Genomic DNA, 26,408 nt, shown 5'->3' with positions numbered 1-26,408 from the left:
CGATCGGGATCGCGGCTTGCTAAAGTGGGGCCGCGTGATCTACTCAGGTAGAAAAGGGATGTGTTATGAGCTTTATCGTGGCAATCGACGGCCCTGCTGCGGCAGGTAAGGGAACGGTCTCCAAGGCGGTTGCCGCCCATTTCGGCTTTGCGCATCTGGACACGGGCCTGCTCTATCGCGCTGTCGGACGCGCCGCACTCGCGAGCATCGGACCCTCCCTTGATCCCGAACGGGTAATCGAACTGTCCAAAGAGTTGAAACCCGAAGATCTGGAACGTACCGATCTGCGCACTGCTGCGGTCGCTCAAGCCGCCAGCAAGGTGGCTGCAATTCCCGAAGTGCGGCAAAACCTTGTGGCGTTCCAGCGGGAGTTCGCAAATCGCACCGGCGGCGCTGTTCTGGATGGGCGCGACATTGGCACGGTTATCTGCCCCGATGCGGATGTGAAGCTTTTCGTAACCGCCAGCACCGAACGCCGCGCCGAACGGCGATTCAAAGAACTGGAAGAACGGGGCGAGGATACCAGCTATGAAGGTGTTCTGGCAGATGTAATCGCACGGGACAAACGGGACAGCGAGCGGGAATCTGCGCCGCTGGTTGCATCGGAAGATGCGCATCTTCTGGACACCTCGGACATGAGCATCGCAGAGGCCGTGGCCGAAGCAATCGCCGTTATCGACGCCAAACGCTAATCTGCGATCGGGCCGGTTTCTACTGGCAATCGTTTGCCGCCCAGGCCTTAAGATGCAACTTCAACGCTCCCCCATAGGGATGCTGTTTTTTCAACGCATCCTGCGCGGCTTCAGGTAAATACCGTTTTGCCTGATCGCAAAGATCCGCCCGTTGCCACTGGTGACAGGTGGAACAGGCTTTGCCTTTCCACAGTTGTTCAGGAAGGCCTTCAATTGGTGGAAAAAGGGGGGAGCCTTCAATAAGTTGCTCCAGCGTAAGCCCCTCTACATCCGGCCCGCCCGAAGTCAGAGGTGTGGAAAACACCACCGGTGGCGCCGGTTCCTCAACCACTTGTGCATCAGCCGGCTCCGGTTCGGCTTCTTCTTGCTCCGATATCGGTTCTTGCGCAGGGGTATCGCCGCCGACGATCTCAAGGGCGGCGTATTTCTGAATGTCTGCAACCGGTGCCGGTTTGAGAGTTGGCTCTACCGACAGGGCCGCAAAAACAGCACCGGATGACAGGGTCAGTCCCAGCGCCACAACGAAACCAGTTATTCTCATTCAGTCGCACCCTTAATCACGCGAAATTCGATTCGGCGGTTTTTCCAGCGTCCCTTGGAGGTGCTGTTGTCTGCTTTTGGCTGGCTCTCGCCGTAACCCGCACTCGTGAGATTTTCCGCCGGTACGCCCTTGTCCACCAGATTGCGTAACACCGAAGCTGCGCGACGTTCCGAAAGGCGCATATTCGCCGCATCCGACCCCACGCTATCGGTGTGCCCGCCTACCTCAACCACCATGTCAGGGCAGCGTTTTACGATGTCTGCAATGCTGACAAGGAAGGGTTCGCTTTTGCCGTCAAGTCGCGCCGAGCCCGACTTGAAATAGGTGTTGTTCGAGCGGGACAGAATCTCGAACCGCCCGATGCAGGCTTCGGCAGAAAAATTCCCCGTCGGTTCCAGCGCAACCTGGGCCGGTTGTTCCGGTTCCGTCTGGCTTTCAGGCTCGTTTGCAGGCGCAGTGGTCCCCTGAACCTCGTTTCTGGCGAATACGAAGTCGAAGGTGACAGTAGCCGAAGGGATGATATCCACATTCGCAGCATCTTCCAGCTTCTCCACACCGCCCATCAGATTGAAATCCGATGCAGCAACGGAAATAGGCGTCTTGGTGGCAACTGAAACCAGATCATCACTTATCAACGTCACAACTACATCTGCTGTCGCCTCTTTTTGCACGCCGTGCAAATCAAGCGAATAAGGCAGCGACAGGGTCTTGCGCCGCACCGTAGGCAAGTCGGACAGTTGCGCCGGATCAAGCCGCGCCGTGATGACTGCTTCTGGATACTGGAAGCTTTCAAAGAAAAGGAACCGCATCCGCACGTTACGCAAGTCAATCTTGGTATCCACGCTTTCCAGCATAACAGTCACTGTGGCATCACCGGTTTCCGCAATGGTCCCCGTAAAGGTCGCAAAACTGCTGCTTTCAACTGTGGTCTGGTTCTTGACTGACTGGAAATCCAGTGAAGACTGGTCGTTCTTCAAGGTCCAGCCGCCTGCGAATGGATCTGTCTGTGCTTGCGCGGGAAGAACTGCCGCACAGAAAGCGGCGGTTGCAATGATTGCACGCAGCCTGTTTCCGAATAAAGAGATGCCCATGGCGAAAACCCTACGAATTGGACTAAAATTGAACTTATTTGGGTATTAATTACAGAAACCCTACGTCAGATTGCGTTTTAACACAACGGTTTGAAAAGGTCGGGCCTTTCACGCCCCGTCACTTTAATCATGGTATTCTGTAGCAGCGCACAAGGGGCGAAACCCTGCTGCACAAGGGGATTGGGCCGCTTTTCCCTTGTAGAACGGACAAATCTCATCTATAGCGCGGGCAATCACGACAAGTGGTGGCGGATACAACGCCGACGGGAAGAGCAGGGCTGGACTTACTCCGGCCCTTTGTGTGTTTGAGCAATTCCCGTTTCGCTGAACGTGAGAAACGAAACCCAAAGACCCGTGGGACCAACCGCGCGGCCAGTAAAATGACGCAAAAAGGAAACGCATATATGAGCGCTAACGCGACAATGGAAGACTTTGAAGCCCTCTTGGCTGAGAGCTTTGAAATTGACACTCCGGACGAAGGTTCGGTTGTTAAAGGGACTGTTCTGGCAATTGAAGCCGGTCAGGCCATCATCGACATCGGCTACAAAATGGAAGGCCGTGTTGATCTTAAAGAATTTGCAGCGCCGGGCCAGGCTCCTGAAATCGAAGTCGGCGACAGCGTAGAGGTTTACCTCGAGCGCGTTGAAAACGCCCGCGGCGAAGCTGTTATTTCCCGTGACAAAGCCCGTCGCGAAGAAGCTTGGGACCGTCTGGAAAAAGCCTACGAAGCAGAAGAGCGTGTCGAAGGCGCAATCTTTGGCCGCGTCAAAGGTGGTTTCACTGTGGATCTGGGCGGCGCTGTTGCGTTCCTGCCAGGCTCCCAAGTGGACGTACGCCCTGTACGCGATGCCGGCCCTCTGATGGGTATGGCGCAGCCGTTCCAAATCCTGAAAATGGACCGTCGTCGTGGCAACATCGTTGTTTCCCGTCGCGCCATTCTCGAAGAGTCCCGTGCTGAACAGCGTGCGGAAATCGTTGGCAACCTGTCCGAAGGCGAAACCGTTGACGGTGTCGTCAAGAACATCACCGAATACGGTGCGTTCGTTGATCTGGGCGGCGTAGACGGTCTGCTGCACGTCACAGACATGGCTTGGCGTCGTGTGAACCACCCGTCCGAGATCCTGACAATCGGCGAAACCATCAAGGTTCAGGTTATCAAGATCAACAAAGAGACACACCGTATCTCTTTGGGCATGAAGCAACTGCAAGACGATCCTTGGGGCGACGTGGAAGCACGCTACCCGCTGGAATCCGTACACAAGGGCCGCGTTACAAACATCACCGACTACGGTGCATTTGTAGAGCTGGAAGCCGGTGTCGAAGGTCTGGTGCACGTGTCCGAAATGTCTTGGACCAAGAAAAACGTACACCCGGGCAAAATCGTGTCCACTTCGCAAGAAGTAGACGTGATGGTTCTGGAAATCGACAGCGTAAAACGTCGTGTATCCCTTGGCCTGAAACAAACTCAGGGCAACCCGTGGGAGAACTTCGAGACTGCATTCCCAATCGGCACAGAAGTTGAAGGTGAAGTTAAGAACATCACTGAATTCGGTCTGTTTGTCGGTCTGGAAGGCGACATCGATGGCATGGTTCACCTGTCCGATCTGGATTGGGACCGTTCCGGTGAAGAAGCCATGGCTGACTACTCCAAAGGCGATATCGTCAAGGCTGTTGTCACCGACATCGACGCCGAGAAAGAGCGTATCTCCCTGTCGATCAAAGCCCTGGACGGTGATCCGTTCGCAGATGCAACAGCCGGCGTTAAGCGCGGTGCTGTGGTAACTGTGACCGTGACCTCCATCGAGGACGGCGGCATCGAGGTTGAGTATGATGGCATGAAATCCTTCATCCGTCGTTCCGACCTGTCCCGTGATCGTGCAGAGCAACGCCCGGAGCGTTTCAGCGTTGGCGACAAGGTAGACGCACGCGTTACCAACATCGACAAATCTTCCCGTCGCCTTGGTCTGTCGATCAAAGCACGCGAGATCGCAGAAGAGAAAGAAGCAGTACAACAGTACGGTTCTTCTGACTCCGGCGCGTCTCTCGGGGATATCCTCGGTGCGGCTCTGAAGGGCCAGGACGACTGATAAGAGAGTTTCACGTTGGGAACTGAAATGACTGGTTTTGAACGTGATTTCTACGAGGAGCGGCGCCGTAAGTGGCGCCGCTCTGCTTTCTGGCGCGGTGTCTTTGCCACGCTCGGGCTACTGGGCGCCCTGATCGTTCTTTCGGTCTGGCTATTCGGCACACCCCGTTTTTCCAATCATATCGCGCATGTGGATCTCTCCGGCGTGATTTACGATGACCCGCTGATGGATGAAGCTCTACGCATGGTAGAGGAAACCGACAGCGTGAAAGCCCTAATCCTGACCATAAGCAGTCCGGGCGGCACCACAGTCGGCTCCGAGGCGTTGTTCGAGCGGCTCCGTAAAATTGCAGAGATCAAACCCGTGGTTTCGGTCCTTGGCGAAGTGGCCGCTTCGGGCGGCTATATCGCAGCACTTGGCAGCGATTACATCATAGCACGCGGGAATACCGTCACCGGTTCGATCGGCGTCATTATGGAATACCCCGATGTGACAGACCTGATGGCTACGCTGGGCATCAATATGCAGACCATCCGCTCTTCCGAGCTAAAGGCAGACCTCACTCCTTACCGCAAAGCCAGCGCCGAAGGGCTTGCTGCGGAACAAAAGCTGATCGACGAAAGCTATCAATGGTTTCGCGGATTGGTTGAAGAGCGCCGCAACCTGACAGGAGCAGCGCTGGATCAGGTGGCAGACGGACGGGTTTTTACCGGCCGTGTTGCACTGCAACTGGGCCTGATCGACGCCATCGGCGGCTTTGACGAAGCCGAGGATTACATTGATTCGCTCGATTCGGTTGAGGCTGGCCTTCCGGTTGATCCCTACACTCCGGACTATCAGGAGAGTGGATTTTTGGCTCCGGTCGGAAAATTTCTCGCCAAAAACGGCATGTTAGAGCGATTTTCAACACAATCAGGGCCACGGCTCTATTCCATCGCAAAGTAAATTCTGTAAAGTCGTACCCAAGCAGAGCCGCAAAAAGGCCGCACCTTTTGGGAGGACTGAAGTCTATGATACGTTCCGAATTAGTAGATAAAATTGCAGAAGCGAACCCGCACCTCTACCAGCGGGACGTCGAACGCATCGTGTCTACAGTGTTCAACGAAATCATCGAGGCACTTGCCAACGGCGACCGTGTGGAACTGCGCGGGTTTGGCGCTTTTTCCGTCAAAAAACGGGACGCTCGGATTGGCCGCAACCCCCGCACCGGAGAATCCGTGCAGGTGGAAGAGAAACACGTTCCCTTCTTCAAAACCGGCAAATTGCTGCGCGACCGTCTGAACGGCGGCTGATGCCTTTCGTCGCGTGTGCGGCGGGTCTTCTCAGGCTATAAAGCGATAAAGTCAGGTTGCATTTATTCCTGTTGGGATTAGGTGTGTCCTATTGCAGGAGTATTGACCCATGATGCGTTACATCCGTTATCTTTTTCTTGCCGTCATCGGCGTTTGTCTGATTGTGGTGGCGCTCGCCAACCGTACCCCCGTGACCTTGCGGGTGATGCCAGAAGAACTGGCCTCTGTCTTTCAACTTTCCGGTAGCATCACCCTTCCCCTGTTTCTCGTCATTTTTATGGGGATCGTCGTTGGCTTGCTGATCGGTTTTGTCTGGGAATGGATGCGGGAATTTAAATACCGCAATGATCTGTCCAAAAAGGGCAAGGAACTGCACCGTCTGGAACGGGAAAACAAGGTTCTCAAGGCGAAATCCGGCGAAGGCACGGATGATGTGCTTGCCCTGATCGAGTAACAACCATGCCAGTTAAAATTTGCGGGATTACCACGCGCGAATCTCTGGACGCTGTTGCCTCTGCCGGCGCGGCCTATGTCGGCTTTGTCTTTTTTGCGAAATCTCCGCGAAATGTTGACATTCCCACCGCGCGCGAACTCGCTCTCGCAGTGCCTGAAGGGGTGTGCAAAGTGGCCCTGACGGTGAACGCAACGGACGCCGAACTCGATGCCATCCTTGCAGAGGTGCCCATCGACATGCTGCAACTTCATGGCAGGGAAACTCCGGAGCGCGTTACAGAGGTCAAAGCCCGCTACGGCCTGCCTGTGATGAAGGCCGTGGGCGTGGCCGATGCCGATGACCTGCCTGCCCTGAATGAATATGCCCGCGTAGCCGATCAGTTGCTGGTGGATGCCAAGCCCCCCAAAACCGCCGATCTGCCGGGGGGCAACGGGCTGTCCTTTGACTGGTCTCTGATTGCAGGGCGCCGCTGGGCTGTGCCTTGGATGCTGGCCGGAGGTCTTAACCCTGAAAACGTCGCGCTGGCGATGCAAATGACAGGTGCGCGTCAGGTAGATGTATCGAGCGGCGTCGAATCCACGCCCGGCGTCAAAGACAGCGCGAAAATCGCGGCGTTTTGCAAGGCAGCCTCGGCCTGATCCCGACCCTTTCGGTTTTTTGACCTCTCCTGACCCGATCCTGTGCTAGTCTCAGGGGCGGAGGAGTGAGATCATGGAAACCCTGCGCACAACCCTACTTGTTGGCACCACCAAAGGCGTCTTTCTGGCATCCGGCGAAGAGTCTCGCAGCGGATGGCGGATCAGCGGTCCGTTTTGTGACGGGTGGCCCATTAACCATGTAATCGGAGATCCGGCCACAGGCACGCTCTGGGCCGGGGGTGGTGGTGACTTTTTCGGCGCAGGAGTCTGGCGGTCTGACGATCTGGGCGACACATGGGGTCTAACCCGTCTGTCCCGCGGGTCGATGGATGACTGGGCCGCCAACGATCCTGATTTCGCCGCAGCGATCGGCTGGAGCGATGCCCCCCTGCCCTTCGGAAATGATTTCACACAGGTCTGGTCTCTCGCGCTGGCGGGGGACAGGCTTTATGCCGGGACCAAACCGGCGAACCTGCTGCAAAGCACGGATCGCGGCGAAAGCTGGACACGGGTTGAAAGCCTGACCGATCATCCTTCGGCGGCAGACTGGAATCCCGGTGCGGCGGGCCTGACGCTGCACACCATCCTGTCCGATCCGGCCAATCCGCAAAAGCTCTGGGTCGGCATTTCTGCAGCAGGTGTCTTTGCGTCAGAGGACGGCGGCCAAAGCTGGGAGCGGCGCAATCGCATGTCCAACGCGCAGGCCTGCCCACAGCATGACCACCCCGCCGCCCCGCGGGACGGAGAAACCGGCCATTGCGTCCACAACATCATGCGTGCCACCGGCGATGCAGACCTGCTTTACCAGCAGAACCATCACGGGGTCTGGCGCTCTGCGGACGGGGGGCGCAGTTGGGACGATATTACCGGCGGCCTGCCCTCTACTTTCGGATTTCCTGTGCGCGTGCATCCGCGCGACGGGCAGACCCTATGGACCATTCCGCTAAACGGAGACAGCGCCGGACGGTATCCGCCCGATGCGGCGGCGGCGGTTTGGCGGTCTCGTGACGGTGGGGAAAGCTGGCAGGCCCTGCGCAACGGGCTGCCACAGGAAGGCTGCTTCTTCACCGTACTGCGGCAAGCCATGGGCGGCGATAGCAACGATCCGGCTGGCGTTTATTTCGGCACCAACAGCGGGTCGGTTTTTGCAAGTCTGGACGAAGGCGAAAGCTGGGAAGAGGTTGTGCGCCATCTGCCGACAATTCTGGCGCTTGAGGTGCTGGAACACCGCTGATTCCGCAGGGATCGCCCCGAAAAAACCGCCTCCTTTCAGGGCAGGGTTTACCTGACGCGGGAGTCGGGCTAGATCACGTGCGACCCAAGGAGAACCCTGATGAACGATTTGCTCAATTCCTTTATGTCCGGCCCTGACGAAAACGGCCGGTTCGGTGATTTCGGCGGACGGTTTGTATCTGAAACCCTGATGCCGCTGATCCTCGATCTGGAAGCCGAATATGAAAAAGCAAAGGTTGATCCGGATTTCTGGGCCGAGATGGATTATCTGTGGAAACACTATGTTGGGCGTCCCAGCCCGCTCTATTTTGCCAGCCGGATCACCGAAGAACTGGGCGGCGCGAAAGTCTATTTCAAACGGGATGAACTGAACCACACCGGCGCCCATAAGATTAACAACGTGCTGGGGCAGATCCTGCTGGCGCGGCGCATGGGCAAGACGCGGATCATCGCGGAAACCGGCGCGGGGCAACACGGGGTGGCCACAGCCACCGTTTGTGCCAAATTCGGTTTGAAATGCGTGGTCTACATGGGTGCCCACGATGTAGAACGTCAGGCCCCCAACGTGTTCCGCATGAAGCTGCTCGGCGCTGAAGTGGTGCCTGTGACCTCCGGTCGTGGCACGCTGAAGGACGCCATGAACGATGCCCTGCGCGACTGGGTGACCTATGTGGACGAAACCTTCTATTGCATCGGCACCGTGGCCGGTCCGCACCCCTACCCCGCCATGGTACGCGATTTCCAAAGCATCATCGGCAAGGAAGTGCGCGAACAACTGGCAGAGCATGAAGGCGAAGGTGCGCTGCCCGACAGCGTGATTGCGGCCATCGGCGGCGGTTCTAACGCGATGGGCCTGTTCTTTCCGTTTCTGGACGATAAATCCGTACGCATCATCGGTGTCGAAGCCGGTGGCAAGGGTGTGAACGACAATATGGAACACTGTGCCTCCCTGCTGGGCGGCAAACCGGGTGTTCTGCACGGCAACCGTACCTATCTGTTGCAGGACGATGCAGGCCAGATCCTCGAAGGCTATTCGATCTCTGCCGGATTGGACTATCCCGGGATCGGGCCGGAACACAGCTGGCTGCATGACACAGGCCGCGCCGAATATGTAAGCGTAACCGATGCAGAGGCGCTGGAAGCGTTCCAGTTCTCCTGCCGCACAGAAGGTATCATTCCGGCGCTCGAACCTTCCCACGCGCTGGCCCATGTGCGCAAACTGGCCCCGACCCTGCCTAAAGACCACATCATGGTCATGAATATGTGCGGACGTGGAGACAAAGACATCTTCACCGTCGCCCGCCACCTTGGCTGGGATATGGACAGCGAATAAAACCGGCACCTGCGGGGCATGCCCCCGCAGGTCCTGACATGTGCAGCCTTGACCGCTCCGATTTTCCCCCCACATATTTATTATAACTGTTTTTATGACCGAAGAGGCTGCCATGTCCCTGATGAACCTTTTGCAGAATGCCCAGAACGGACAGGGGCTGTCGCAGCTTGCCAGTCAATTCGGCATGAACGAGAGTCAGGCACAGCAACTGTCCGAATTACTTGCACCGACGATCGGTCAGGCTGCCAAGGAAAAGGCGGAAAGCGGAGGGATGCAAGACCTGTTGTCCTCGCTCCACGGCGAACAGCAACGCAGCTACTTCGAAGATGCCTCCCAAGCCGCAGCGCCGACTGGACAGGCACAGGGCATGGCGTTTCTGGAAACCCTGATGGGCGGGCATCAGGCCCCAAAAGAGATTGCTTCGGAAGCGGCAGAGCGCACGGGAATCGATCTGGCCACAGTGATGCAATTCCTGCCCGCACTGGCAGCGATGCTGCAAGGCGGATTGCAAAAAGAGATGCCAGACAACACTATCGAGAACCTGATGGGCCGGTTTTCCGGCGCAGATGACAGCGGCGGCATCATGGGCATGGTCGGCGGGTTTCTGGGCGGTGGTACGGATGGCAAGGGACCGGACCTCGGCCATTTGTCCAAATTACTGGACGCAGACGGGGACGGCTCGCCGATGAATGACATTCTCGGCAAGTTCATGCGCTAGTCCGCGAATTCGATCAGATCCCAAAGCGTGCCATAGAGATCCTTGAACACGGCGACAGTGCCATACTCCATCACCGCCGGATCACGGGTGAACTCTACTCCGCGGGTCAGATAGAGTTTGTAATCCCGCCAGAAATCATCGGTTTGCAGAAACAAAAACACGCGTCCGCCCGCCTGATTTCCGACAAAAGCGCGCTGTGTATCGTCGCTCGCCTTTGCTAGAATCAGCGAGGCTGAGTTCTCCCCTTTTGGACGAACGACCACCCAGCGCTTGTCCTGTTCCGGCTGGTAGCTGTCCGCGACCAGTTCGAACCCCAGAACATCCACGTAAAAGGCGATAGCCTCGTCATAATCCTGAACGACCAGCGCAGTATGGGCCAAACGTTGCGACACAAGCCTTCTCCTTCGGGCGGTTGAGATGCCAGTTTCACACTGCCGTTGTGGAAAAAACAAGTGCGGAAAGACTGTTCCGCCTGCAACGAAAAAGCCCGGCATATAGCCGGGCTTTGGTCGTGTCAGACTGTGTTTGGTATCAGGCAGGATCAAGCGTTACGAAACTGTCCGCCATAAGATCCTCTACTCCCATAACATCAATGCGCATGTCACCTTTGCCGTCGCCATTCACATCGACAATCAGAATGGAATTTCCGCTGCCGTCGTTCGTTGCCTGAACTTCGGCGCCGGTGCCAGAGAACTTCGCATCCCCGATGAACTCCGTCCCGAAGGCAGAGAAATCAAGGAAATCGACTCCCTGTTCGAAATCCATAATCGTATCGGAAAACTTGCCTTTGCCGCTGTCTTTGGCGTGGTTAAAGATGAACTGGTCAGCTTCGGTTCCACCGTAAAGCACATCCTTACCGGACCCGCCAACGATGAAATCATTGCCTGCGCCGCCCTTGATGGTATCCTTACCGGAATTGCCGCCGAGAATGTCATTCCCGTCGCCGCCTTCGATCCGGTCCTTACCGGACCCGCCTCGGATGATGTCGTTATCGGCTCCGCCATACAGCTTGTCATGTCCGCCATCGCCGTCGATCTGGTCGTCGCCAGCGCCACCGTCTATGGTGTCTCTACCTTTTCCGCCGCTAAGGATGTCATTGCCTTCGTCGCCGTTAATAATGTCTGCGCCGCTGCCCCCGTCGATGTCATCGGCATCAGCTCCACCAAACATTTCGTCATCACCACCTCTACCAATGATCTTATCGTTACCTTCATTCCCATGCAAGATATCCGCGTCGCCACCACCGTCTATCCGATCATTGCCTTCGCCCCCGGCAAGATAATCCCGATTGCCACGACCAAACAATTTATCATCGCCAGCGTCGACGAACACAATGTCGCTGTTCGATGAGCCCTTGAATGTGACTTCTCCATCGTAAGTCATCCCCTCCAAAAGCCTTATCCCTTGACTTGCGCCAATACCATTTACCTCAAGTGGACCATCGGACAGCAGTGCGCTCAAACCGCTGGGATCATACGCTTCGCTCGCTTCGATCGCCTCCTCCATCCTCTTGATCTCAGATAGTAACTCTGACAAGGACCACATTAAATCCGTTCCTCTGGCATACACCTCGCCATCTATTTTCAACGTGATGGAATGAACTGTACCTGCTGAAGCCATGGCGCCGGAGCCCGTTGTGGAAAATCCCTCTCCCGCTAACACAGCTTCCAAATTATCTCTCTGGTAAATAATTTTGGTGTCGGTAACTGAGGAGATCTCTGCACCGGCAACACCATGCGCGAATATGCTATAAATGGACCCACCATTAAGTTTGAATTCCATCGAACTTCCCTCTTTAAATCAATGCTGCTGCACTATCGTGCGCAGCCTCCCATTAGTTTACCTAGAGTAAAGAGAGGGGGAAATCGGGCTATTTTGTGGTAAAATTGCATTATACATGCGTTCATAAGTCGAAATACGTTGCCAGACTGCAAGAATTTCACCCTGAAATTGTAAATTTTCTCTCAATACCCGCGCAGATTTAGTCGCGGCTAGCATGCATGCTCGGTCAACGCAGCGCGGCATGTGATAATTTTTTCTTGTATAAGTCATGCGTCAAAAGCCCGGCGCGGGGCCGGGCTTTCGGGTGTCTAAAAACGGTCCGGTATCAGGCAGGATCAAGCGTTACGAAACTGTCCGCCATAAGATCCTCTACTCCCATTACATCAATGCGCATGTCGCCTTTGCCATCGCCATTTACATCGACAATCAGAATGGAATTTCCGCTGCCGTCGTTCGTTGCCTGAACTTCGGCGCCGGTGCCAGAGAACTTCGCATCCCCGATGAACTCCGCCCCGAAGGCAGAAAAATCAAGGAAATCGACACCCTGTTCGAAATCCATAATCGTATCAGAAAACTTGCCTTTGCCGCTGTCTTTGGCGTGGTTAAAGATGAACTGGTCGGCTTCGGTTCCACCGTAAAGCACGTCCTTACCGGACCCGCCAACGATGAAATCATTGCCTGCGCCGCCCTTGATGGTATCCTTACCGGAATTGCCGCCGAGAATGTCATTCCCGTCGCCGCCTTCGATCCGGTCCTTACCGGACCCGCCTCGGATGATGTCGTTATCGGCTCCGCCATACAGCTTGTCATGTCCGCCATCGCCGTCGATCTGGTCGTCGCCAGCGCCACCGTCAACACTATCATGGCCTTTACCAGCAGAGATTATGTCGTTGCCGTTGCCACCCTCGATTTCGTCCTTGCCGCCGCCGCCGAAGATCTGATCGTCATCATCGCCACCCGAAATGTAATCTTTGCCACCGTCTCCGTTCAGCGTATCATCGCCGGAACCGCCGTAGATCGCATCATGTCCGGTGTTGCCGCTCACGTTATCGTTGCCGGAACCGCCGCCCAGTTCGTCATTACCGGCGCCGCCTTCTACTGTATCATCGCCGGCACCACCGTCCAAACTGTCCCGTCCGCTCCGGCCCGAGAGTTCATCATCGCCGTCACCGGAAGTCATCATATCGTTGTGGGAAGAGCCTCTGAAGACAACGCCGCCGTCCAGTTCCAACTCCGTCGGCAGCTTAAACGCATCACTTGCACCGACTGCATTGATGTTCAGGACGTCTCCGGACAACAACGCGTTGATGCCGGTATAATCATCAACATCAATGGCAAGCAGCGCGGGAAGCAGAGCAGACATGGCCCAACTCAGGTCCGTGAAACGGGCTATGACAGCGCCGCCTTGCTTGTAGGTTACACCTGTCACAGTGCCGGTGTCCCCGGGCAGCCCCGAAACGCCCGCCGTGAATCCGCTACCAACCATTACAGTTTCCGAACTGGCGGTTGAAAAGACGACCTTGCTGTCGACAATTGTCGAAAACGCCCCTGTTTCGGTGAAGGGTGCGCTGAAAAATCCGGGATCACCGCCGTTATATCTGAGGTCCATTTAATAATTCCTTTTGCTTAAGATTTTTTTTAGTGCCGCTACTGCGCTCACGTCCGATTAGTCAGTAAATAGTAGCATAAAAATTGTGCATCATACGAAGAATCGTGAACCGGATGAAAAATGCTACCAAGGGTGGAACAGATGCCAAACGGAAAGACGCCGCCATTTGGGATGGCAGCGTCTGTTTTAGATTAGAAATTTCTGACCAAGTCTATCCGTTCACACGGATATTGGCATTGCTCGGGTCGTAGGGGCTGTCCTCAACCACCTCTGCGTTCCACAGTTCACCCAGCATCCGCACCTGCAGCTTCTGCCCGACCACAGCGAGTTCGGGCGGAACATAGCCCATGCCGATCTGCTTTTCGAAATGCACCGAATAGCCGCCCGAAGTCAGCCGCCCGATCTTTTTACCATCCAGCAACAGTGCTTCGCGTCCCCAAGGATCGGCATCGTCGGGTCCGTCGATCAGGACGGTAACACATTTTGCGCGGATGCCCTTGGCCTCCATCGCGGCCTTGCCGTTGAACTCTTTAGTCAGGTCGATAAAGCGGGGCAGATCGGCCTCGGCGGGGGTGGCATCGCGGCCCAGTTCGTTACCGAATGCGCGATAGGATTTTTCCTGCCGCAGCCAGTTTTGCGCCCGTGCGCCCACCAGCTTCAGCCCGTGTTCCTTGCCTGCCTCAAGGATCAGATCCCACAGGTAGTTCTGCATCTCGATCGGGTGGTGCAATTCCCAGCCCAATTCGCCAGTATAGGCCACACGGATCGCATTCACAGGACACATGCCCAATTCGATCTGCTGTGCAGACAGCCAAGGGAACCGCTTGTTGGACAGGGCGGTATCAGGATCGGCGTCCTTGATGATCTTTTTTAGAACATCGCGGGATTTCGGACCGGCAATGGCAAAGACACCCCATTGGCTGGTGACATTCTGAATTTCGATATAGCCAAACTCGCCCGCTTTATCCTCGGCCGCTTTGCGCAGGAAATCCGCGTCATAATCCGTCCACGCACCGGCAGAGACCAGATAATAGGAATCCTCTCCATTGCGAACGATGGTATATTCGGTGCGGGTGGTGCCTGCATCGGTCAGCGCATAGGTCAGGTTGATGCGGCCGATCTTGGGCAGTTTGTTACAAGTGAACCAATCCAGAAACGCGGTCGCGCCCGGCCCTTTGACCACATGTTTGGTAAAGGCTGTGGCATCAATCAGCCCGACACCTTCGCGGATGGCTTTGGCTTCTTCCACCGCGTATTTCCACCACGTTCCACGGCGGAAAGATCGCCCGTCATGGTCAAAATTATCCGGCGCATCCAGCGGCCCGTAGTAATTCGGACGTTCCCAGCCGTTCACAAAGCCGAACTGTGCGCCCAGCGCCTTTTGGCGGTCATAGGCAGGGGCCGTGCGCAGCGGACGTGCGGCGGGGCGTTCCTCGTCGGGGTGGTGCAGGATGTAAACGTGATCGTAACATTCCTCGTTCTTGCGGGCGGCGAACTCGGTTGTCATCCAAGAGCCGTAGCGTTTCGGGTCGAGCGATGCCATGTCGATCTCGGCCTCGCCTTCGACCATCATCTGCGCCATGTAATAACCCGTACCACCCGCCGCAGTGATCCCGAAGGAAAAGCCTTCGGCCAGCCACATATTGCGCAGACCAGGTGCCGGACCAACCAGCGGGTTGCCATCCGGCGTATAGCAGATCGGGCCGTTGAAATCGTCTTTCAGGCCGGAATTTTCACAGGACGGAAGGCGGTGGATCATCGCCATGTACTGGTCTTCGATCCTTTCCAGATCGAGCTGGAACAGATCGGCGCGGAAACTGTCGGGCACGCCATATTCAAACCGCGCCGGAGCGTTCTTTTCATAGACGCCCAGAATCCAGCCGCCCCGTTCTTCCCGCACATAGGATTGCGCATCTGCATCGCGGATAACTGGGTGTTCAGGATTGCCTGCCGCGCGGTAGGCTTGAAGCGCCGGATCAACGTCGGTGACGATAAACTGGTGTTCCACAGGGATTGCGGGGATCTTGATCCCCAGCAGCTTGGCCGTGCGCTGTGCGTGGTTACCTGTTGCTGTAACCACATGTTCGGCGTGAATTTCAAAGGTTTCCTCTGAGGGCACCAGATTGCCGCCCACTTCGACCATCACTGTACCGCGCACGATCCATTCGGTGCCTGTCCATTCATAACTGTCCACCTGACGCTTGCGGATGATCTCTACGCCGCGCTGCCGTGCGCCTTTGGCCATAGCCATCGTAACATCCGCCGGATTGATGTAACCGTCGGTCGGGTGGTAGATCGCCCCTTCCAGATCTTCGGTGCGGATCAGCGGCCAGCGTTCCTTGATCTGCGCGGGGGTCAGCTTTTCAAACGGCACGCCAACGGATTCCGCCGTGGTCCCGTAAAGCATATATTCATCCATCCGCTCTTTGGTCTGGGCCATGCGCAGGTTACCGACCACAGAAAATCCGGCGTTCAATCCGGTTTCTTCTTCCAGTGTTTTGTAGAATTTTACGGAATAATCGTGAATATGAGTTGTCGCATAGGACATATTGAACAGCGGCAACAGTCCCGCCGCGTGCCATGTAGACCCTGACGTCAGTTCATCCCGCTCCAGCAGAACAACGTCTTTCCAACCTGCCTTGGCAAGATGGTACGCAATCGAGGCCCCGACAGCGCCGCCGCCGACAACACAGGCTTTTACGTGGGTTTTCATAGCACGACTCTCTTTTTGGCGATAAGTTGCAATCAGATAGCCAAAAAATTCGCGTCCGTTCCACTGTCAATCGACAGGGGCTGTGGCGAAAACGACATGGAGGGTGGAATGCCTTTGGATCGAAGTGCTTTTGAGCGTCAGGCGGCATGGTGCAGGCAGTTGGGATCGAAGTTTACCTCTGAACTGCTATTGGCCCTGCTGGAAGCCCTGGATACCAGCACCGCAACTGGCCGCAATGTAATCAACTGGCCAGGACAATCCGGTCCGCTAAAGGATGTGGTTCCTCTCCGGCTCAGCGGTGCGCTCCACGCGATGGTGCTGTCGGGGCAAAGCCCGAGCCTTGCCCCGCTCTACCCGCCAAACCCCGAGCCCGACAGAGCCAAACTGAAAGGCGCGGTTTCCGAAACACTGCGCAGTTGCGATGCGCAAATCCTCGACTTCCTGCAATTCGCACCTCAAACCAACGAGGTCGCCCGCGCCAGCCTGTTGATGGCGGGCCTGGCGGTGGTCGGGTCGCAAACGGGGCGACCCCTGAGTGTTTACGAAATCGGCAGTTCGGGAGGACTGAACCTTAATCTGGATCGGTTTTCCCACCAGATGGGGTCGGCGCATTTGGGTGATCCCAATTCGGAATTGCAACTGCGACCGGATTGGAAGGGCACCGCTCCGAAGCACATGCCGGAAATCGTGGCGCGGCGTGGATGCGATTTGAATCCGATCAACGTGCAGGACCCTGATCAGGCCCTGCGGCTGCTGGCCTATATCTGGCCGGACCAGCCCGAGCGTCTGGCCCGAACCCGCGCGGCAATCGCGCTGGCGCGGCAATTCCCGCCACAGATTGATGCAGCCGATGCGGGGGCATGGATTGAAGATATGTGCCGCGCCCCTGCCCCACACGGCAAGTCCCGCGTCGTAATGCACTCCATCACGTGGCAGTATCTGCCCGAAACGACACAGCAACAGATTACCGACGCGATGGAGACAGCAGGCAACAAAGCCACACTTGAAACACCACTTGCGTGGTTATCCTTTGAGCTGAACGATCAGGGAAAGGCTCAACTAAGCCTACGGCTGTGGCCACAGCATACGGAGCCCCGTGTGCTTGCTGATGCCAACCCCCATGTGCAGCAGGTCTGCTGGCACGGATTGAACGGCAAACAGCAGGGCTGATTGACTATTCAGAGGTGCTGCATCTTTTGGCACCGCCACCCGTGGAACAGGAGGCCACAAAAGTGCCAACTTTTTTGAAGCGGCTTTCACCGGGTTCATAGCTGCGCGACTTCGTCATCTCTGCCCCGCCGCTAAGCAAAGCGCCCAAAAGTTTCTTGGGTCCGCCAGAGGGCGCTTCCGCCTCCGATGCCACGTCGTCGGAAGAGGGCTCCAGATCAGCGTATACCGCTGCTCCGGTTTTTCGTTCCACCTGAAACGGGGATTGCGCAGGATCATGGTTGCTCTGAACCGCTGGTGCCTGAGAATACACAGAAGCCCCGGCGAGCATGTACCCGCCGACACCGATTGTAAGGCAAAGCCCTGCCAGCCCTATAATTATTGGTTTTTTCATTTTCCCGCATACCAAATCGATTCCACATCCCGAAATTAGGATTCGAAATGGGCCAAACTGTGACAGCCGGCGCGGAAGGCACAGGGTTTTTGCGACCTTCGTGCCACAAACGCGCATCAGTTGCACAAGGGCGTTCCTACGCTGTCGCGCGCATATGATCTGCAAGCTCTGGAAACCTTTGATCAAGGCGCATAAGGTCGGCTTCAAATGTTTTCAGGAGCCTCTGACATGCCCACGCAAAACCCGTTTCTCACCGATTGGTCCGGTCCCTTCGCCCTGCCCCCGTTTGCGCAAATCAGCGATGATGATTTCGCACCGGCCTTTGAAGAGGCCTTCAAACAGTCCCGCGCAACGATCAATGCAATTGCCGACAATCCCGAACCACCCAGCTTTGCCAATACCATTGACGCGCTGGAACAGGCGGACGGGTTGATGGATAAGGTCGCGGGCGTGTTTTTCAATCTGACAGGTGCTGACAGCAATCCCGCACGGGAAGCCTTGCAGCGCGATCTTGCCCCGCGCTTTGCCACGTTCAATTCGGAAACCATGATGAACGAAGCCCTGTTTGCGCGGGTGGATCAGCTTTTCAAAAACAGGGACACCCTTGGCCTTAGCGCGGAACAGGCGCGGGTGCTGGACCTGTACCATCGTATGTTCGTACGCGCCGGTGCACAGCTGGAAGGAGCCGCCAAAGCCCGCCTGCCCGAAGTGACCAAACGTCTGGCGGAGCTGGGCACGGCCTTTTCCCAGAACCTTCTTGCGGACGAGCGGGAGTGGTTCATGGAACTGGGCGAGACCGAACTGGACGGGCTGCCTGAATTCCTGAAGGCGGCGGCAAAATCCGCAGCGCAGGAACGGGGGCTTAAGGGCTATGTCATCACCCTGTCCCGTTCCCTGATCGTGCCGTTCCTGCAATTTTCAGCGCGTCGTGACCTGCGTGAAAAGGCTTATATTGCATGGGGCAAGCGGGGCGAAAATGGCGGCAAGACCGACAATATCGACATCGTCCGCGAAACCCTTGCGCTGCGTCAGGAACGGGCGAACCTGCTGGGCTATGACACGTTCGCGGATTTCAAGCTGGAACCGGAAATGGCCAAGACGCCCGATGCGGTGCGCGAATTGCTGATGGCGGTTTGGGAACCGGCGAAGGCTGCTGCCAACGCGGATGCAGCGCGGCTAACGGAGATGATGCACAACGACGGCGTGAATGGTGATCTGGAACCGTGGGACTGGCGCTATTACGCAGAAAAACTGCGGGCGGCAGAATATGATCTGGATGAGGCGGAACTGAAGCCTTACTTCCAGCTGGACCAGATGATCGAAGCGGCGTTTGACACGGCCAACCGGCTGTTCGGGCTGACCTTTCATGCCCTTGACGTGCCGCTCTACCACAAAGACGCCCGTGCATGGGAAGTACGCAAAGGCGACCGGCATATGGCGGTGTTTATCGGGGATTATTTTGCCCGCTCTTCCAAACGCTCCGGCGCGTGGTGTTCGCGCTTTCGGGCACAGTCCAATCTGGATGCGGCTATCCGCCCTGTCACCGTGAATGTCTGCAACTTCGCCAAAGCCCCCGAGGGTGAGCCGAACCTGCTGACCTTTGATGATGCCCGCACCCTGTTCCATGAATTCGGCCATGCGCTGCACTCGATGCTGTCGGACGTGCATTACCCCATGATCTCGGGGACCTCTGTGGCGCGGGATTTTGTCGAACTGCCAAGCCAGCTTTACGAACACTGGCTGTCGGTGCCCGAGGTGCTGGAAAAATACGCGCGCCACGCAGACACCGGCGCGCCGATCCCGAAAGAACTGCTGGATAAGCTGCTCGCCGCCGAGAATTTCGATATGGGGTTTGCCACGGTCGAATATACCGCCTCGGCACTGGTGGATCTGGCGTTCCATTCCGGCACGCCGCCGATTGATCCGCTGGCCCGTCAGAGCGAAATCCTGAAGGAACTGGACATGCCTGCGGCGATCCGGATGCGTCACGCCACCCCCCATTTCGCCCATGTCTTTTCCGGTGACGGCTATTCTTCGGGTTATTACAGCTACATGTGGTCCGAGGTCATGGACGCAGATGCATTTGCCGCGTTTGAAGAAACCGGCGATCCGTTCAACCCAGAACTGGCAGCCAAACTGCATGACAACATCTATTCAGCCGGTGGCAAGGCAGAAGGTGCTGACCTTTACACCGCATTCCGTGGTAGCCTGCCAAAAGTGGATGCACTGCTAAAGGGACGCGGGTTGGATACTGCGGCCTGAAAACCGCAAAACTTTGAGGAGATCCTATGAAAGCTGCATTTTATACCGAACAGGGCGCGGCTGCCGATGTCTTGCAGATCGGGGACCAGCCGACCCCAAAACCCGCCGCAGGGGAGGTTCTGGTACGTCTGGCGGCCTCGGGGGCAAATCCGTCTGATGTTAAATCCCGCGCCGGTTCGCGCCCGATGGCCTATCCGCTGATTATCCCCCACTCGGACGGAGCCGGCGAAATCGAGACCGTGGGCGAAGGCGTTGATCCTGCGCGGATCGGCCAGAGGGTCTGGATCTGGAACGGCCAGTGGCAACGCCCCCTTGGCACATGCGCCGAATATATTGCCCTGCCGTCCGAACAGGCGGTCTATCTGCCCGACGATACGCCCTTTGACGCGGGCACCTGCCTTGGCATACCCGCGCTGACCGCCTATCGCACGGTGTTCGCGGACGGACCTGTTGAAGGAAAGAAAGTTCTGGTCTCCGGCGGGGCGGGAACAGTGGCCCGCTATGCCATCCAGATGGCAAAAACCGGCGGAGCAGAGGTTATCACCACGGTGTCCAGCGCGGAAAAGGCCGACTATGTCCGCGCTGCCGGTGCCGATCATGTGGTGAACTACCGTGACAAGGATGCAGCAACGCAGATACTGGACCTCACTGGCGGCACCCACCGTGCGATTGAGCTGGAGTTTGGCCTGAATGCGCAACTGCTGACCGAAGTCATGCGCCCGAACGGAACCATTGCCGCCTATGGCTCTGCCGGTGATCCGGCGCCGCAACTGCCGTTTATGCCGATGATGTTCAAGGATCTGACCCTGCGCATGATCCTTGTTTACATCCTGACACCACAAGCCCGCCGCGAGGCCCTTGAAGGAGTGACTGCAATGCTGGAATCCGGGCTGCTTACACATTCTGTCGCCGCCAGCTATCCGCTCGATCAGAGCGTCACGGCACACGAACGGGTGGAGCAGGCGGACAAGATGGGATCAGTTGTTGTAACGATCTAAGCGGATCAGTCGCGGATCTCGTCGGGGAACACCCCCCAGAGATCGGATTTTTTGGCCCAGCCCTTGGCCCCTTGAGCACTGATCTCGCAGAAATCAGCCTCACAACTGCCAAGCCGGGCCAAGGCGCCGCGCTCTGCGATTGCGCGGGTTGCAGCCGCGTCATTTGGTGTCAGATACAGACGGGCATTGTCTTCCTGAACGATGACATAACGCGCGCCCGAAAGCAGGGAATAGTGCATCCACCCGCCCTGCCCTTCGGCATCCTGAACCCGCCGCCAATGGCCGTATTCCGCAACGATTTGCAAGGGAAGGTTTTCGTGTTTGAACACCCAGTCCACGCGATGGGTCAAAGAGGGTCCGCGCCGCACGTTACCTTCGGCCGATTTCATAGACACAAACCTAGGAAGCGGCAGGTTTGTCACCGGACCGCGCTTGCCAGCGGCAAAGGCAACGCTGTTGCCCATTCCTGCAACAAGAAGAACCCCGAGAACCAATATCGTGAAAGCTGCCCGCGCCATCGTCATTCGCCCACCGTCTTTTGCATCGCCATCGTGTCTAGTGTCGTCTTGCAAAATCTTTTGCCTCTGTCGGGGTCTTTGATCTTGCCCCATTAGGTAATTCCTTGGCAGAATGGAAAAAACAAATCCAGAGTTGGTTCTATCTAATGCCCTCAAGTAAGTTAAGTGTTGTTGTTACGCGACGGTTACCTGCCACAGTCGAAAAGCGTCTGTCAGAACTGTTCGATGTAAAATTGAACGAAACCGATACCCCGCTCAGCCGCGATCAGTTGACCGCTGCGCTGCGCACTGCTGATGTGCTTGTGCCTACACTGAACGATACGATTGATGCGGGGATGCTGGCGCAGGCCGGTGACAATCTGCGGCTGATCGCGAATTACGGTTCCGGTGTGGACCATATTGATGTGGCCACCGCCCGCCAACGTGGCATTCTGGTCTCCAACACGCCGGGTGTTCTGGCGGATGACACAGCGGATATGACCATGGCGCTTATGCTGGCGGTGATGCGCAGGTTCCGCGAAGGCTCCAGCCATCTGCAATCCGGGGACTGGCAGGGCTGGTCGCCCTCCGCCTTTCTGGGCGCACGTCTGGGTGGCAAACGGCTCGGCATTCTGGGCATGGGACAGGTTGGATCGGCTGTGGCCCGCCGCGCCAATGCCTTTGGCATGCAGGTTTTCTATCACAACCGCAAACGGGTGCACAAAGACGCGGAAACCGCGCTCAATGCAACCTATTGCGAGAGCCTTGACCAGATGCTGGCACGGATGGACGTGGTCTCGATCAATTGCCCGCACACGCCGAGCACCTTTCACCTGTTAAATGCACGACGCATGAAACTGATGAAGCCGAGCGCGATTGTCATCAACACCTCCCGCGGGGAAGTGGTAGATGAAAACGCGCTGACCCGTATGCTTCGGGCCGGCGAACTGGCCGGTGCGGGGCTGGATGTGTTCGAGCATGGCAATGAAATCAATCCGCGCCTGCGCGAACTGAACAACGTCATGCTGCTGCCTCATATGGCTTCTGCCACAGAGGAAGCCCGCGTTGAGATGGGTGAAAAAGTTATCATCAACATCAAAACCTTTGCGGACGGCCACCGTCCACCGGATCAGGTTGTGCCAAGCATGCTCTGATCCGCGTTACGCGCGACACCGATCCCGAAAGGACAGGCGATGGACATCACCCGCAGTGCAAGCCGGCCAACACGCAAGGCCCCCTCCGACTGGTTCACCGGCGATGTCTGGCAAGACCCGATCGTAGAAGCTCCGGAACCTGCAAGACTGCGTGCCTTGAAAGTCTACTTTGCACCGGGGGCGCGTACCGCATGGCACACCCATCCGCTCGGCCAGACGATCTACATCACATCCGGCACCGGACTGGTGGGCTTGCGTGGCCAGCCCCCCCGAACCGTTCGCACAGGCGACACAGTGTTTTTCGCCCCGAACGAGGAGCACTGGCACGGCGCCGCCCCTGATACTGCAATGGAACATATCGCCATGCAGGAAGCACAGGACGGTCGGGTAGCTGACTGGCTGGAACAGGTCAGCGACGGGGATTACACCCGCGCGCCGGACTGATCTTTCCGCCGGATCAAAGCTTTCTGAGTATATCGCCCTTACGCACGACACCGTCCTGCACAATGCTGCACAAGGCACCGCGCAGGCGGTGTTTTACGTTTTCCGGCTTGTTGATCCAGTCAAAGCTCTCGCGGCCGTGACGCACCTTCCATTTGGCGCAGGCTGTATTGAAAACGTCTGACACTTCCAGAATGGCCGTCCCTGCTTGCAAACGCGTACCCGCAGGCAGGTTTTCCTCGCCCAGATCCATATCCGCAATCATCGTATCACCCGGATAGACCACTTCATCGCGGTCGCGCCAGCACAGGTCCAACACCCGCTTTTGCAGGATAGAGACCTGAATGCGCGGATCGGGTGAACCATCCTCAAGCTTCATCCAGGGATATTTCATCCAGCGTTCGTTTTCGATCCCTGTGGCCACACGCAATTCGAGTGCGTCGCGGAAATCCCGTTGTCCGAAGTCGGGACGGTGGCACAACACCTCAATCGCTGCTTCTTTCGGTGCAGCAAGGACATGGGGCAATGCCGCATCACATTCGACAAGGGTTACATGGGCCATTTCAGATTCCTTTACAGACAGCGCAACCATCACACCGTTCAATTCGTATCTTGCGGCTTTCGCCATAAAGCGCATCAAAAATCAACATGGAGCCGCGCAAAACCTGCCCTGCTCCGGTGATTTCCTTGATTGTTTCTGCCGCCATCATCGACCCGATGATACCGGGCAAAGCCCCGACCACGCCAGCTTCGGCGCAGCTGGGGGCCAGTCCGTCCGCAGGCTCTTCGGGAAACAGGCAGGCATAACAAGGGTCGCCATGTGCCGGATCGAACACGGTGACCTGACCTTCCCACTGGCCAATCGCACCGGAGACAAGCGGCACCCCTGCTGCAACGCAGGCCTTGTTCACCAGCGCACGGGTGGCAAAGGAATCGGTGCCATCCAGCACCAGATCGAATTCCGTCACCAGTTCCGCGCCTTCTTCCGCGCTAAAACGCCGGTTGTAGGGCAAAACCTCGACAAACGGGTTCAACCCCTTCAGACGGCTTTGCGCCGCAAAGACCTTGGCCGCGCCCAGATCATCCTCGGAAAACAAGACCTGTCTTTGCAGGTTGGACAGGGAGACGATGTCATCGTCAATCACCCCGATGGTGCCAACTCCGGCAGCCGCCAGATATTGCAGCACCGGTGCGCCCAGACCACCAGCACCGACCACCAGCACGCGCGCCTTGCGCAGTTTGCGCTGACCCGGTCCGCCAATTTCACGCAGCACAATATGGCGCGCGTATCGGTCCAGTTCTGTCTCGCTCAGCTTGTCGGTTTTTTTCGCAGGTTCCACGCGATCCTCCGCCCGTTGCTTCAATGCTTTGATGCCAAAGCTGTAAAACCCGACAACAGCAACAAGCGCCAGTAAAATCAACCAGTTCGTGACCGACCCGCCTGTTGCCACCCGCAGTGCGGAACCGGATGGCAAGGTCAGCTGCACCAGCAGCACAAAGGCCAGACCGATTACAACCACAGCCCCCTGCGCCCCGCGCGAGGCCCCAAGCAGGCGCAAAACAAAAGCAGCGCCTGCGATCAGGATCAGCGTTAAAATCATCAGCCCTGACCAGTAGAACCGAAGCCGCCGGACCCGCGTTCGGTTTCATTAAGCGCGCTTGTCAAATCCCAGCCCACCTGCATCACCGGTGCAAAGACGATCTGTGCGATCCGGTCGCCGTGGTTAACCGTAAATGTAGTGTCCCCGAGGTTGATCAGAATAACCCCCAGTGGCCCGCGGTAATCACTGTCGATGGTGCCGGGCGCATTGGCGACTGTCAGACCGTGTTTTAGTGCCAGCCCCGAGCGGGGACGCACCTGCGCCTCAAACCCGCGTGGAATTTCAAGCGCCAGCCCTGTGGGAACCAAAGCGCGGGTCTGCGGCGCAATTTCAACCGAACCCCGATCTGCCAGATTCGCCCGCAGGTCCATGCCCGCCGCGCCATCTGTTTCATAAGCCGGTAGCGGGATGGTTTCATCCGCGCCTTCCAGATAGGTAATTTTCACCGCGAGATCAGCCACCAATCACCTCTGCTATTTTTGCTGCCAGACGGTCTGCCACCGCCTGTTTTCCCATACGAGGCCAGCTTTCGGACCCGTCCTTGTGTATCAGGGTCACCGCGTTTTCAGAGCCTCCCATGATACCGGTTTCCGGCGACACGTCATTGGCCACGATCCAGTCACAACCCTTACGCTGCCGTTTCGCTGTCGCGTGATTGATGACATCGTCAGTCTCTGCTGCAAACCCGACAACAAGGGTCGGGCGGCCTTCCGTCTTCTGGCTGACAGTTGCCAGAATGTCCGGGTTTTCAGCGAATTCCAGAACCGGCAAAGCGCCGCTGCCGTCCTTTTTAATCTTGCTGTCAGAAGCGCTCGCCACCCGCCAGTCTGCCACAGCCGCCGCAAACACAGCCGCGTCCGCAGGCAGGCCTTTTTCGACAGCAGCCAACATCTGCGCTGCCGTTTCAACCCGCACCACATCCACACCTTCCGGCATCGGATGATCCGCAGGGCCCGATACAAATGTCACCCTTGCGCCAAGCCCCGCCAGCGCCTGCGCTATCGCCGTGCCCTGAGCCCCGCTGGACCGGTTCGCGATGTAGCGCACCGGATCAATCGGCTCGTGGGTTGGACCACTCGTCACCAGAATATGTTTGCCCCGCAGCGGCCCGTCCAGCAGCGCATCCTCGACCGCTTCAATGATCTGGGGCACCTCTGCCATCCGGCCCGGCCCGTATTCACCACAGGCCATATTGCCGCTGTCCGGCCCGACGACCAGCACGCCGTCCTGTTTCAAAGTCTCCAGATTGCGCTGGGTCGCCGCGTGATCCCACATGCGTACATTCATGGCCGGCGCAATCAGAACCCGCTTGTCCGTCGCCATTAGCAATGTGCTCGCCAGATCGCCGGCCACGCCATGGGCCATTTTGGCCATCAGATCTGCCGTAGCCGGTGCAACCACCACCAGATCGGCGGAACGGGACAATTGGATATGGCCCATCTCGGCTTCATCCGTCAGGTCGAACAGCTCGCGGTACACTTTCGAACCGGCCAGCGCCGAAACTGACAGCGGCGTAACAAATTCTTCCGCCGCTTTGGTCATCACAGGCACAACCCGCGCGCCGCGCTCCTGCAACCGCCGGATCAGATCAAGGCTCTTGTAGGCCGCGATCCCGCCGCCGATGACCAGTAACACCCTGCGCCCGTTCAACATCGCACTCTCCCGTTTGCTCTGGCACAAGACTTATCCAGCTTCGCAGGCAAAGCAAAGG

General features: G+C 57.2%; 26 protein-coding genes. 14 read left to right on the top strand and 12 right to left on the bottom strand.

Annotation, left to right across the window (positions count from 1 at the left end; all coding sequences use genetic code 11):
* Positions 1–65 precede the first annotated feature (65 nt).
* Positions 66–692 (top strand): (d)CMP kinase, encoded by a 627-nt coding sequence (gene cmk, locus C0U40_RS03350; protein WP_101654311.1) that lies wholly within the window; start codon positions 66–68, stop codon positions 690–692.
* A gap of 19 nt (positions 693–711) precedes the next feature.
* On the opposite strand, the gene C0U40_RS03345 is transcribed toward cmk, so the two are convergent.
* Both C0U40_RS03345 and C0U40_RS03340 read right to left on the bottom strand, forming a co-directional pair.
* A complete protein-coding gene (locus C0U40_RS03345; protein WP_101654310.1) occupies positions 712–1,233 on the bottom strand; it encodes a hypothetical protein in 522 nt (173 codons plus the stop codon).
* The gene (locus C0U40_RS03340) at positions 1,230–2,324 is read right to left on the bottom strand and encodes an OmpA family protein (RefSeq protein ID WP_101654309.1); all 1,095 of its coding nucleotides are present in this window, start codon (positions 2,322–2,324) and stop codon (positions 1,230–1,232) included. The genes C0U40_RS03345 and C0U40_RS03340 overlap by 4 nt, the downstream gene beginning before the upstream one ends.
* Before the next feature lie 380 nt (positions 2,325–2,704).
* On the opposite strand from C0U40_RS03340, the gene rpsA reads away from it, so the two are divergent.
* The 8 genes from rpsA to C0U40_RS03300 all read left to right on the top strand — a co-directional run bounded on the left by rpsA (position 2,705) and on the right by C0U40_RS03300 (position 10,079).
* Positions 2,705–4,411 (top strand): 30S ribosomal protein S1, encoded by a 1,707-nt coding sequence (rpsA, locus tag C0U40_RS03335; protein ID WP_101654308.1) that lies wholly within the window; start codon positions 2,705–2,707, stop codon positions 4,409–4,411.
* Between the two features lie 27 nt (positions 4,412–4,438).
* Entirely contained in the window at positions 4,439–5,356 is a 918-nt protein-coding gene (sppA, locus tag C0U40_RS03330) for a signal peptide peptidase SppA (protein WP_101654307.1), read from the top strand.
* 65 nt (positions 5,357–5,421) lie between these two features.
* Entirely contained in the window at positions 5,422–5,703 is a 282-nt protein-coding gene (gene ihfB / locus C0U40_RS03325; protein WP_101654306.1) for an integration host factor subunit beta, read from the top strand.
* Between the two features lie 109 nt (positions 5,704–5,812).
* A complete protein-coding gene (locus tag C0U40_RS03320; RefSeq protein WP_101654305.1) occupies positions 5,813–6,157 on the top strand; it encodes a LapA family protein in 345 nt (114 codons plus the stop codon).
* Between the two features lie 5 nt (positions 6,158–6,162).
* The gene (locus tag C0U40_RS03315; protein ID WP_101654304.1) at positions 6,163–6,795 is read left to right on the top strand and encodes a phosphoribosylanthranilate isomerase; all 633 of its coding nucleotides are present in this window, start codon (positions 6,163–6,165) and stop codon (positions 6,793–6,795) included.
* Positions 6,796–6,868: 73 nt separating this feature from the next.
* Positions 6,869–8,029, top strand: coding sequence for a WD40/YVTN/BNR-like repeat-containing protein (locus C0U40_RS03310; RefSeq protein ID WP_101654303.1), 1,161 nt, complete (start codon positions 6,869–6,871; stop codon positions 8,027–8,029).
* A gap of 96 nt (positions 8,030–8,125) precedes the next feature.
* Positions 8,126–9,361, top strand: coding sequence for a tryptophan synthase subunit beta (trpB, locus tag C0U40_RS03305; RefSeq protein WP_069298816.1), 1,236 nt, complete (start codon positions 8,126–8,128; stop codon positions 9,359–9,361).
* 112 nt (positions 9,362–9,473) lie between these two features.
* Complete coding sequence (locus C0U40_RS03300) at positions 9,474–10,079, top strand: DUF937 domain-containing protein (RefSeq protein WP_286134752.1); 606 nt, start codon at positions 9,474–9,476, stop codon at positions 10,077–10,079.
* Here C0U40_RS03300 and C0U40_RS03295 read toward each other — a convergent pair.
* From C0U40_RS03295 to C0U40_RS03280, 4 genes are all read right to left on the bottom strand, one after another.
* Positions 10,076–10,471 (bottom strand): VOC family protein, encoded by a 396-nt coding sequence (locus C0U40_RS03295; RefSeq protein WP_101654302.1) that lies wholly within the window; start codon positions 10,469–10,471, stop codon positions 10,076–10,078. The two genes, C0U40_RS03300 and C0U40_RS03295, sit on opposite strands and share 4 nt — an antisense overlap.
* A 139-nt stretch (positions 10,472–10,610) precedes the next feature.
* Positions 10,611–11,699 (bottom strand): calcium-binding protein, encoded by a 1,089-nt coding sequence (locus C0U40_RS03290; protein ID WP_180957603.1) that lies wholly within the window; start codon positions 11,697–11,699, stop codon positions 10,611–10,613.
* Between the two features lie 487 nt (positions 11,700–12,186).
* Complete coding sequence (locus C0U40_RS03285) at positions 12,187–13,470, bottom strand: calcium-binding protein (protein WP_101654300.1); 1,284 nt, start codon at positions 13,468–13,470, stop codon at positions 12,187–12,189.
* 211 nt (positions 13,471–13,681) lie between these two features.
* Positions 13,682–16,183 carry a GcvT family protein gene (locus C0U40_RS03280; protein ID WP_101654299.1) on the bottom strand — a complete coding sequence of 834 codons (2,502 nt, stop codon included), beginning with the start codon at positions 16,181–16,183 and terminating at the stop codon, positions 13,682–13,684.
* Between the two features lie 108 nt (positions 16,184–16,291).
* On the opposite strand from C0U40_RS03280, the gene C0U40_RS03275 reads away from it, so the two are divergent.
* Positions 16,292–17,353: a DUF2332 domain-containing protein gene (locus tag C0U40_RS03275; protein ID WP_180957602.1), complete on the top strand. Its 1,062-nt coding sequence runs from the start codon at positions 16,292–16,294 to the stop codon at positions 17,351–17,353.
* A gap of 4 nt (positions 17,354–17,357) precedes the next feature.
* On the opposite strand, the gene C0U40_RS03270 is transcribed toward C0U40_RS03275, so the two are convergent.
* Positions 17,358–17,744 carry a hypothetical protein gene (locus tag C0U40_RS03270; RefSeq protein ID WP_145991879.1) on the bottom strand — a complete coding sequence of 129 codons (387 nt, stop codon included), beginning with the start codon at positions 17,742–17,744 and terminating at the stop codon, positions 17,358–17,360.
* Between the two features lie 228 nt (positions 17,745–17,972).
* On the opposite strand from C0U40_RS03270, the gene C0U40_RS03265 reads away from it, so the two are divergent.
* Positions 17,973–20,006, top strand: a complete 2,034-nt coding sequence (locus tag C0U40_RS03265) for a M3 family metallopeptidase (protein ID WP_101654297.1) — start codon at positions 17,973–17,975, stop codon at positions 20,004–20,006.
* A gap of 26 nt (positions 20,007–20,032) precedes the next feature.
* Positions 20,033–21,004: an NADPH:quinone reductase gene (locus tag C0U40_RS03260; protein WP_101654296.1), complete on the top strand. Its 972-nt coding sequence runs from the start codon at positions 20,033–20,035 to the stop codon at positions 21,002–21,004.
* Between the two features lie 5 nt (positions 21,005–21,009).
* On the opposite strand, the gene C0U40_RS03255 is transcribed toward C0U40_RS03260, so the two are convergent.
* Entirely contained in the window at positions 21,010–21,468 is a 459-nt protein-coding gene (locus C0U40_RS03255) for an SH3 domain-containing protein (protein WP_286134807.1), read from the bottom strand.
* 200 nt (positions 21,469–21,668) lie between these two features.
* On the opposite strand from C0U40_RS03255, the gene C0U40_RS03250 reads away from it, so the two are divergent.
* Entirely contained in the window at positions 21,669–22,655 is a 987-nt protein-coding gene (locus tag C0U40_RS03250) for a 2-hydroxyacid dehydrogenase (RefSeq protein WP_101654295.1), read from the top strand.
* Positions 22,656–22,694: 39 nt separating this feature from the next.
* On the top strand, positions 22,695–23,099 hold the full coding sequence (locus C0U40_RS03245; protein WP_101654294.1) for a (R)-mandelonitrile lyase: 405 nt from the start codon (positions 22,695–22,697) through the stop codon (positions 23,097–23,099).
* A gap of 13 nt (positions 23,100–23,112) precedes the next feature.
* On the opposite strand, the gene C0U40_RS03240 is transcribed toward C0U40_RS03245, so the two are convergent.
* The 4 genes from C0U40_RS03240 to coaBC are packed head-to-tail and all read right to left on the bottom strand — an operon-like array spanning position 23,113 to position 26,350.
* Positions 23,113–23,658: a hypothetical protein gene (locus tag C0U40_RS03240; protein WP_101654293.1), complete on the bottom strand. Its 546-nt coding sequence runs from the start codon at positions 23,656–23,658 to the stop codon at positions 23,113–23,115.
* A gap of 1 nt (position 23,659) precedes the next feature.
* The gene (locus tag C0U40_RS03235; RefSeq protein ID WP_180957601.1) at positions 23,660–24,697 is read right to left on the bottom strand and encodes a HesA/MoeB/ThiF family protein; all 1,038 of its coding nucleotides are present in this window, start codon (positions 24,695–24,697) and stop codon (positions 23,660–23,662) included.
* Complete coding sequence (gene dut, locus C0U40_RS03230) at positions 24,697–25,158, bottom strand: dUTP diphosphatase (protein ID WP_101654292.1); 462 nt, start codon at positions 25,156–25,158, stop codon at positions 24,697–24,699. The genes C0U40_RS03235 and dut overlap by 1 nt, the downstream gene beginning before the upstream one ends.
* Positions 25,151–26,350: a bifunctional phosphopantothenoylcysteine decarboxylase/phosphopantothenate--cysteine ligase CoaBC gene (gene coaBC / locus C0U40_RS03225; protein ID WP_101654291.1), complete on the bottom strand. Its 1,200-nt coding sequence runs from the start codon at positions 26,348–26,350 to the stop codon at positions 25,151–25,153. The genes dut and coaBC overlap by 8 nt, the downstream gene beginning before the upstream one ends.
* Positions 26,351–26,408 lie beyond the last annotated feature (58 nt).

Origin of the sequence: Neptunicoccus cionae (assembly GCF_002860325.1) — a bacterium.
Classification (GTDB): domain Bacteria; phylum Pseudomonadota; class Alphaproteobacteria; order Rhodobacterales; family Rhodobacteraceae; genus Amylibacter; species Amylibacter lutimaris.
This window is presented reverse-complemented; position numbering and strand designations above follow the sequence as displayed.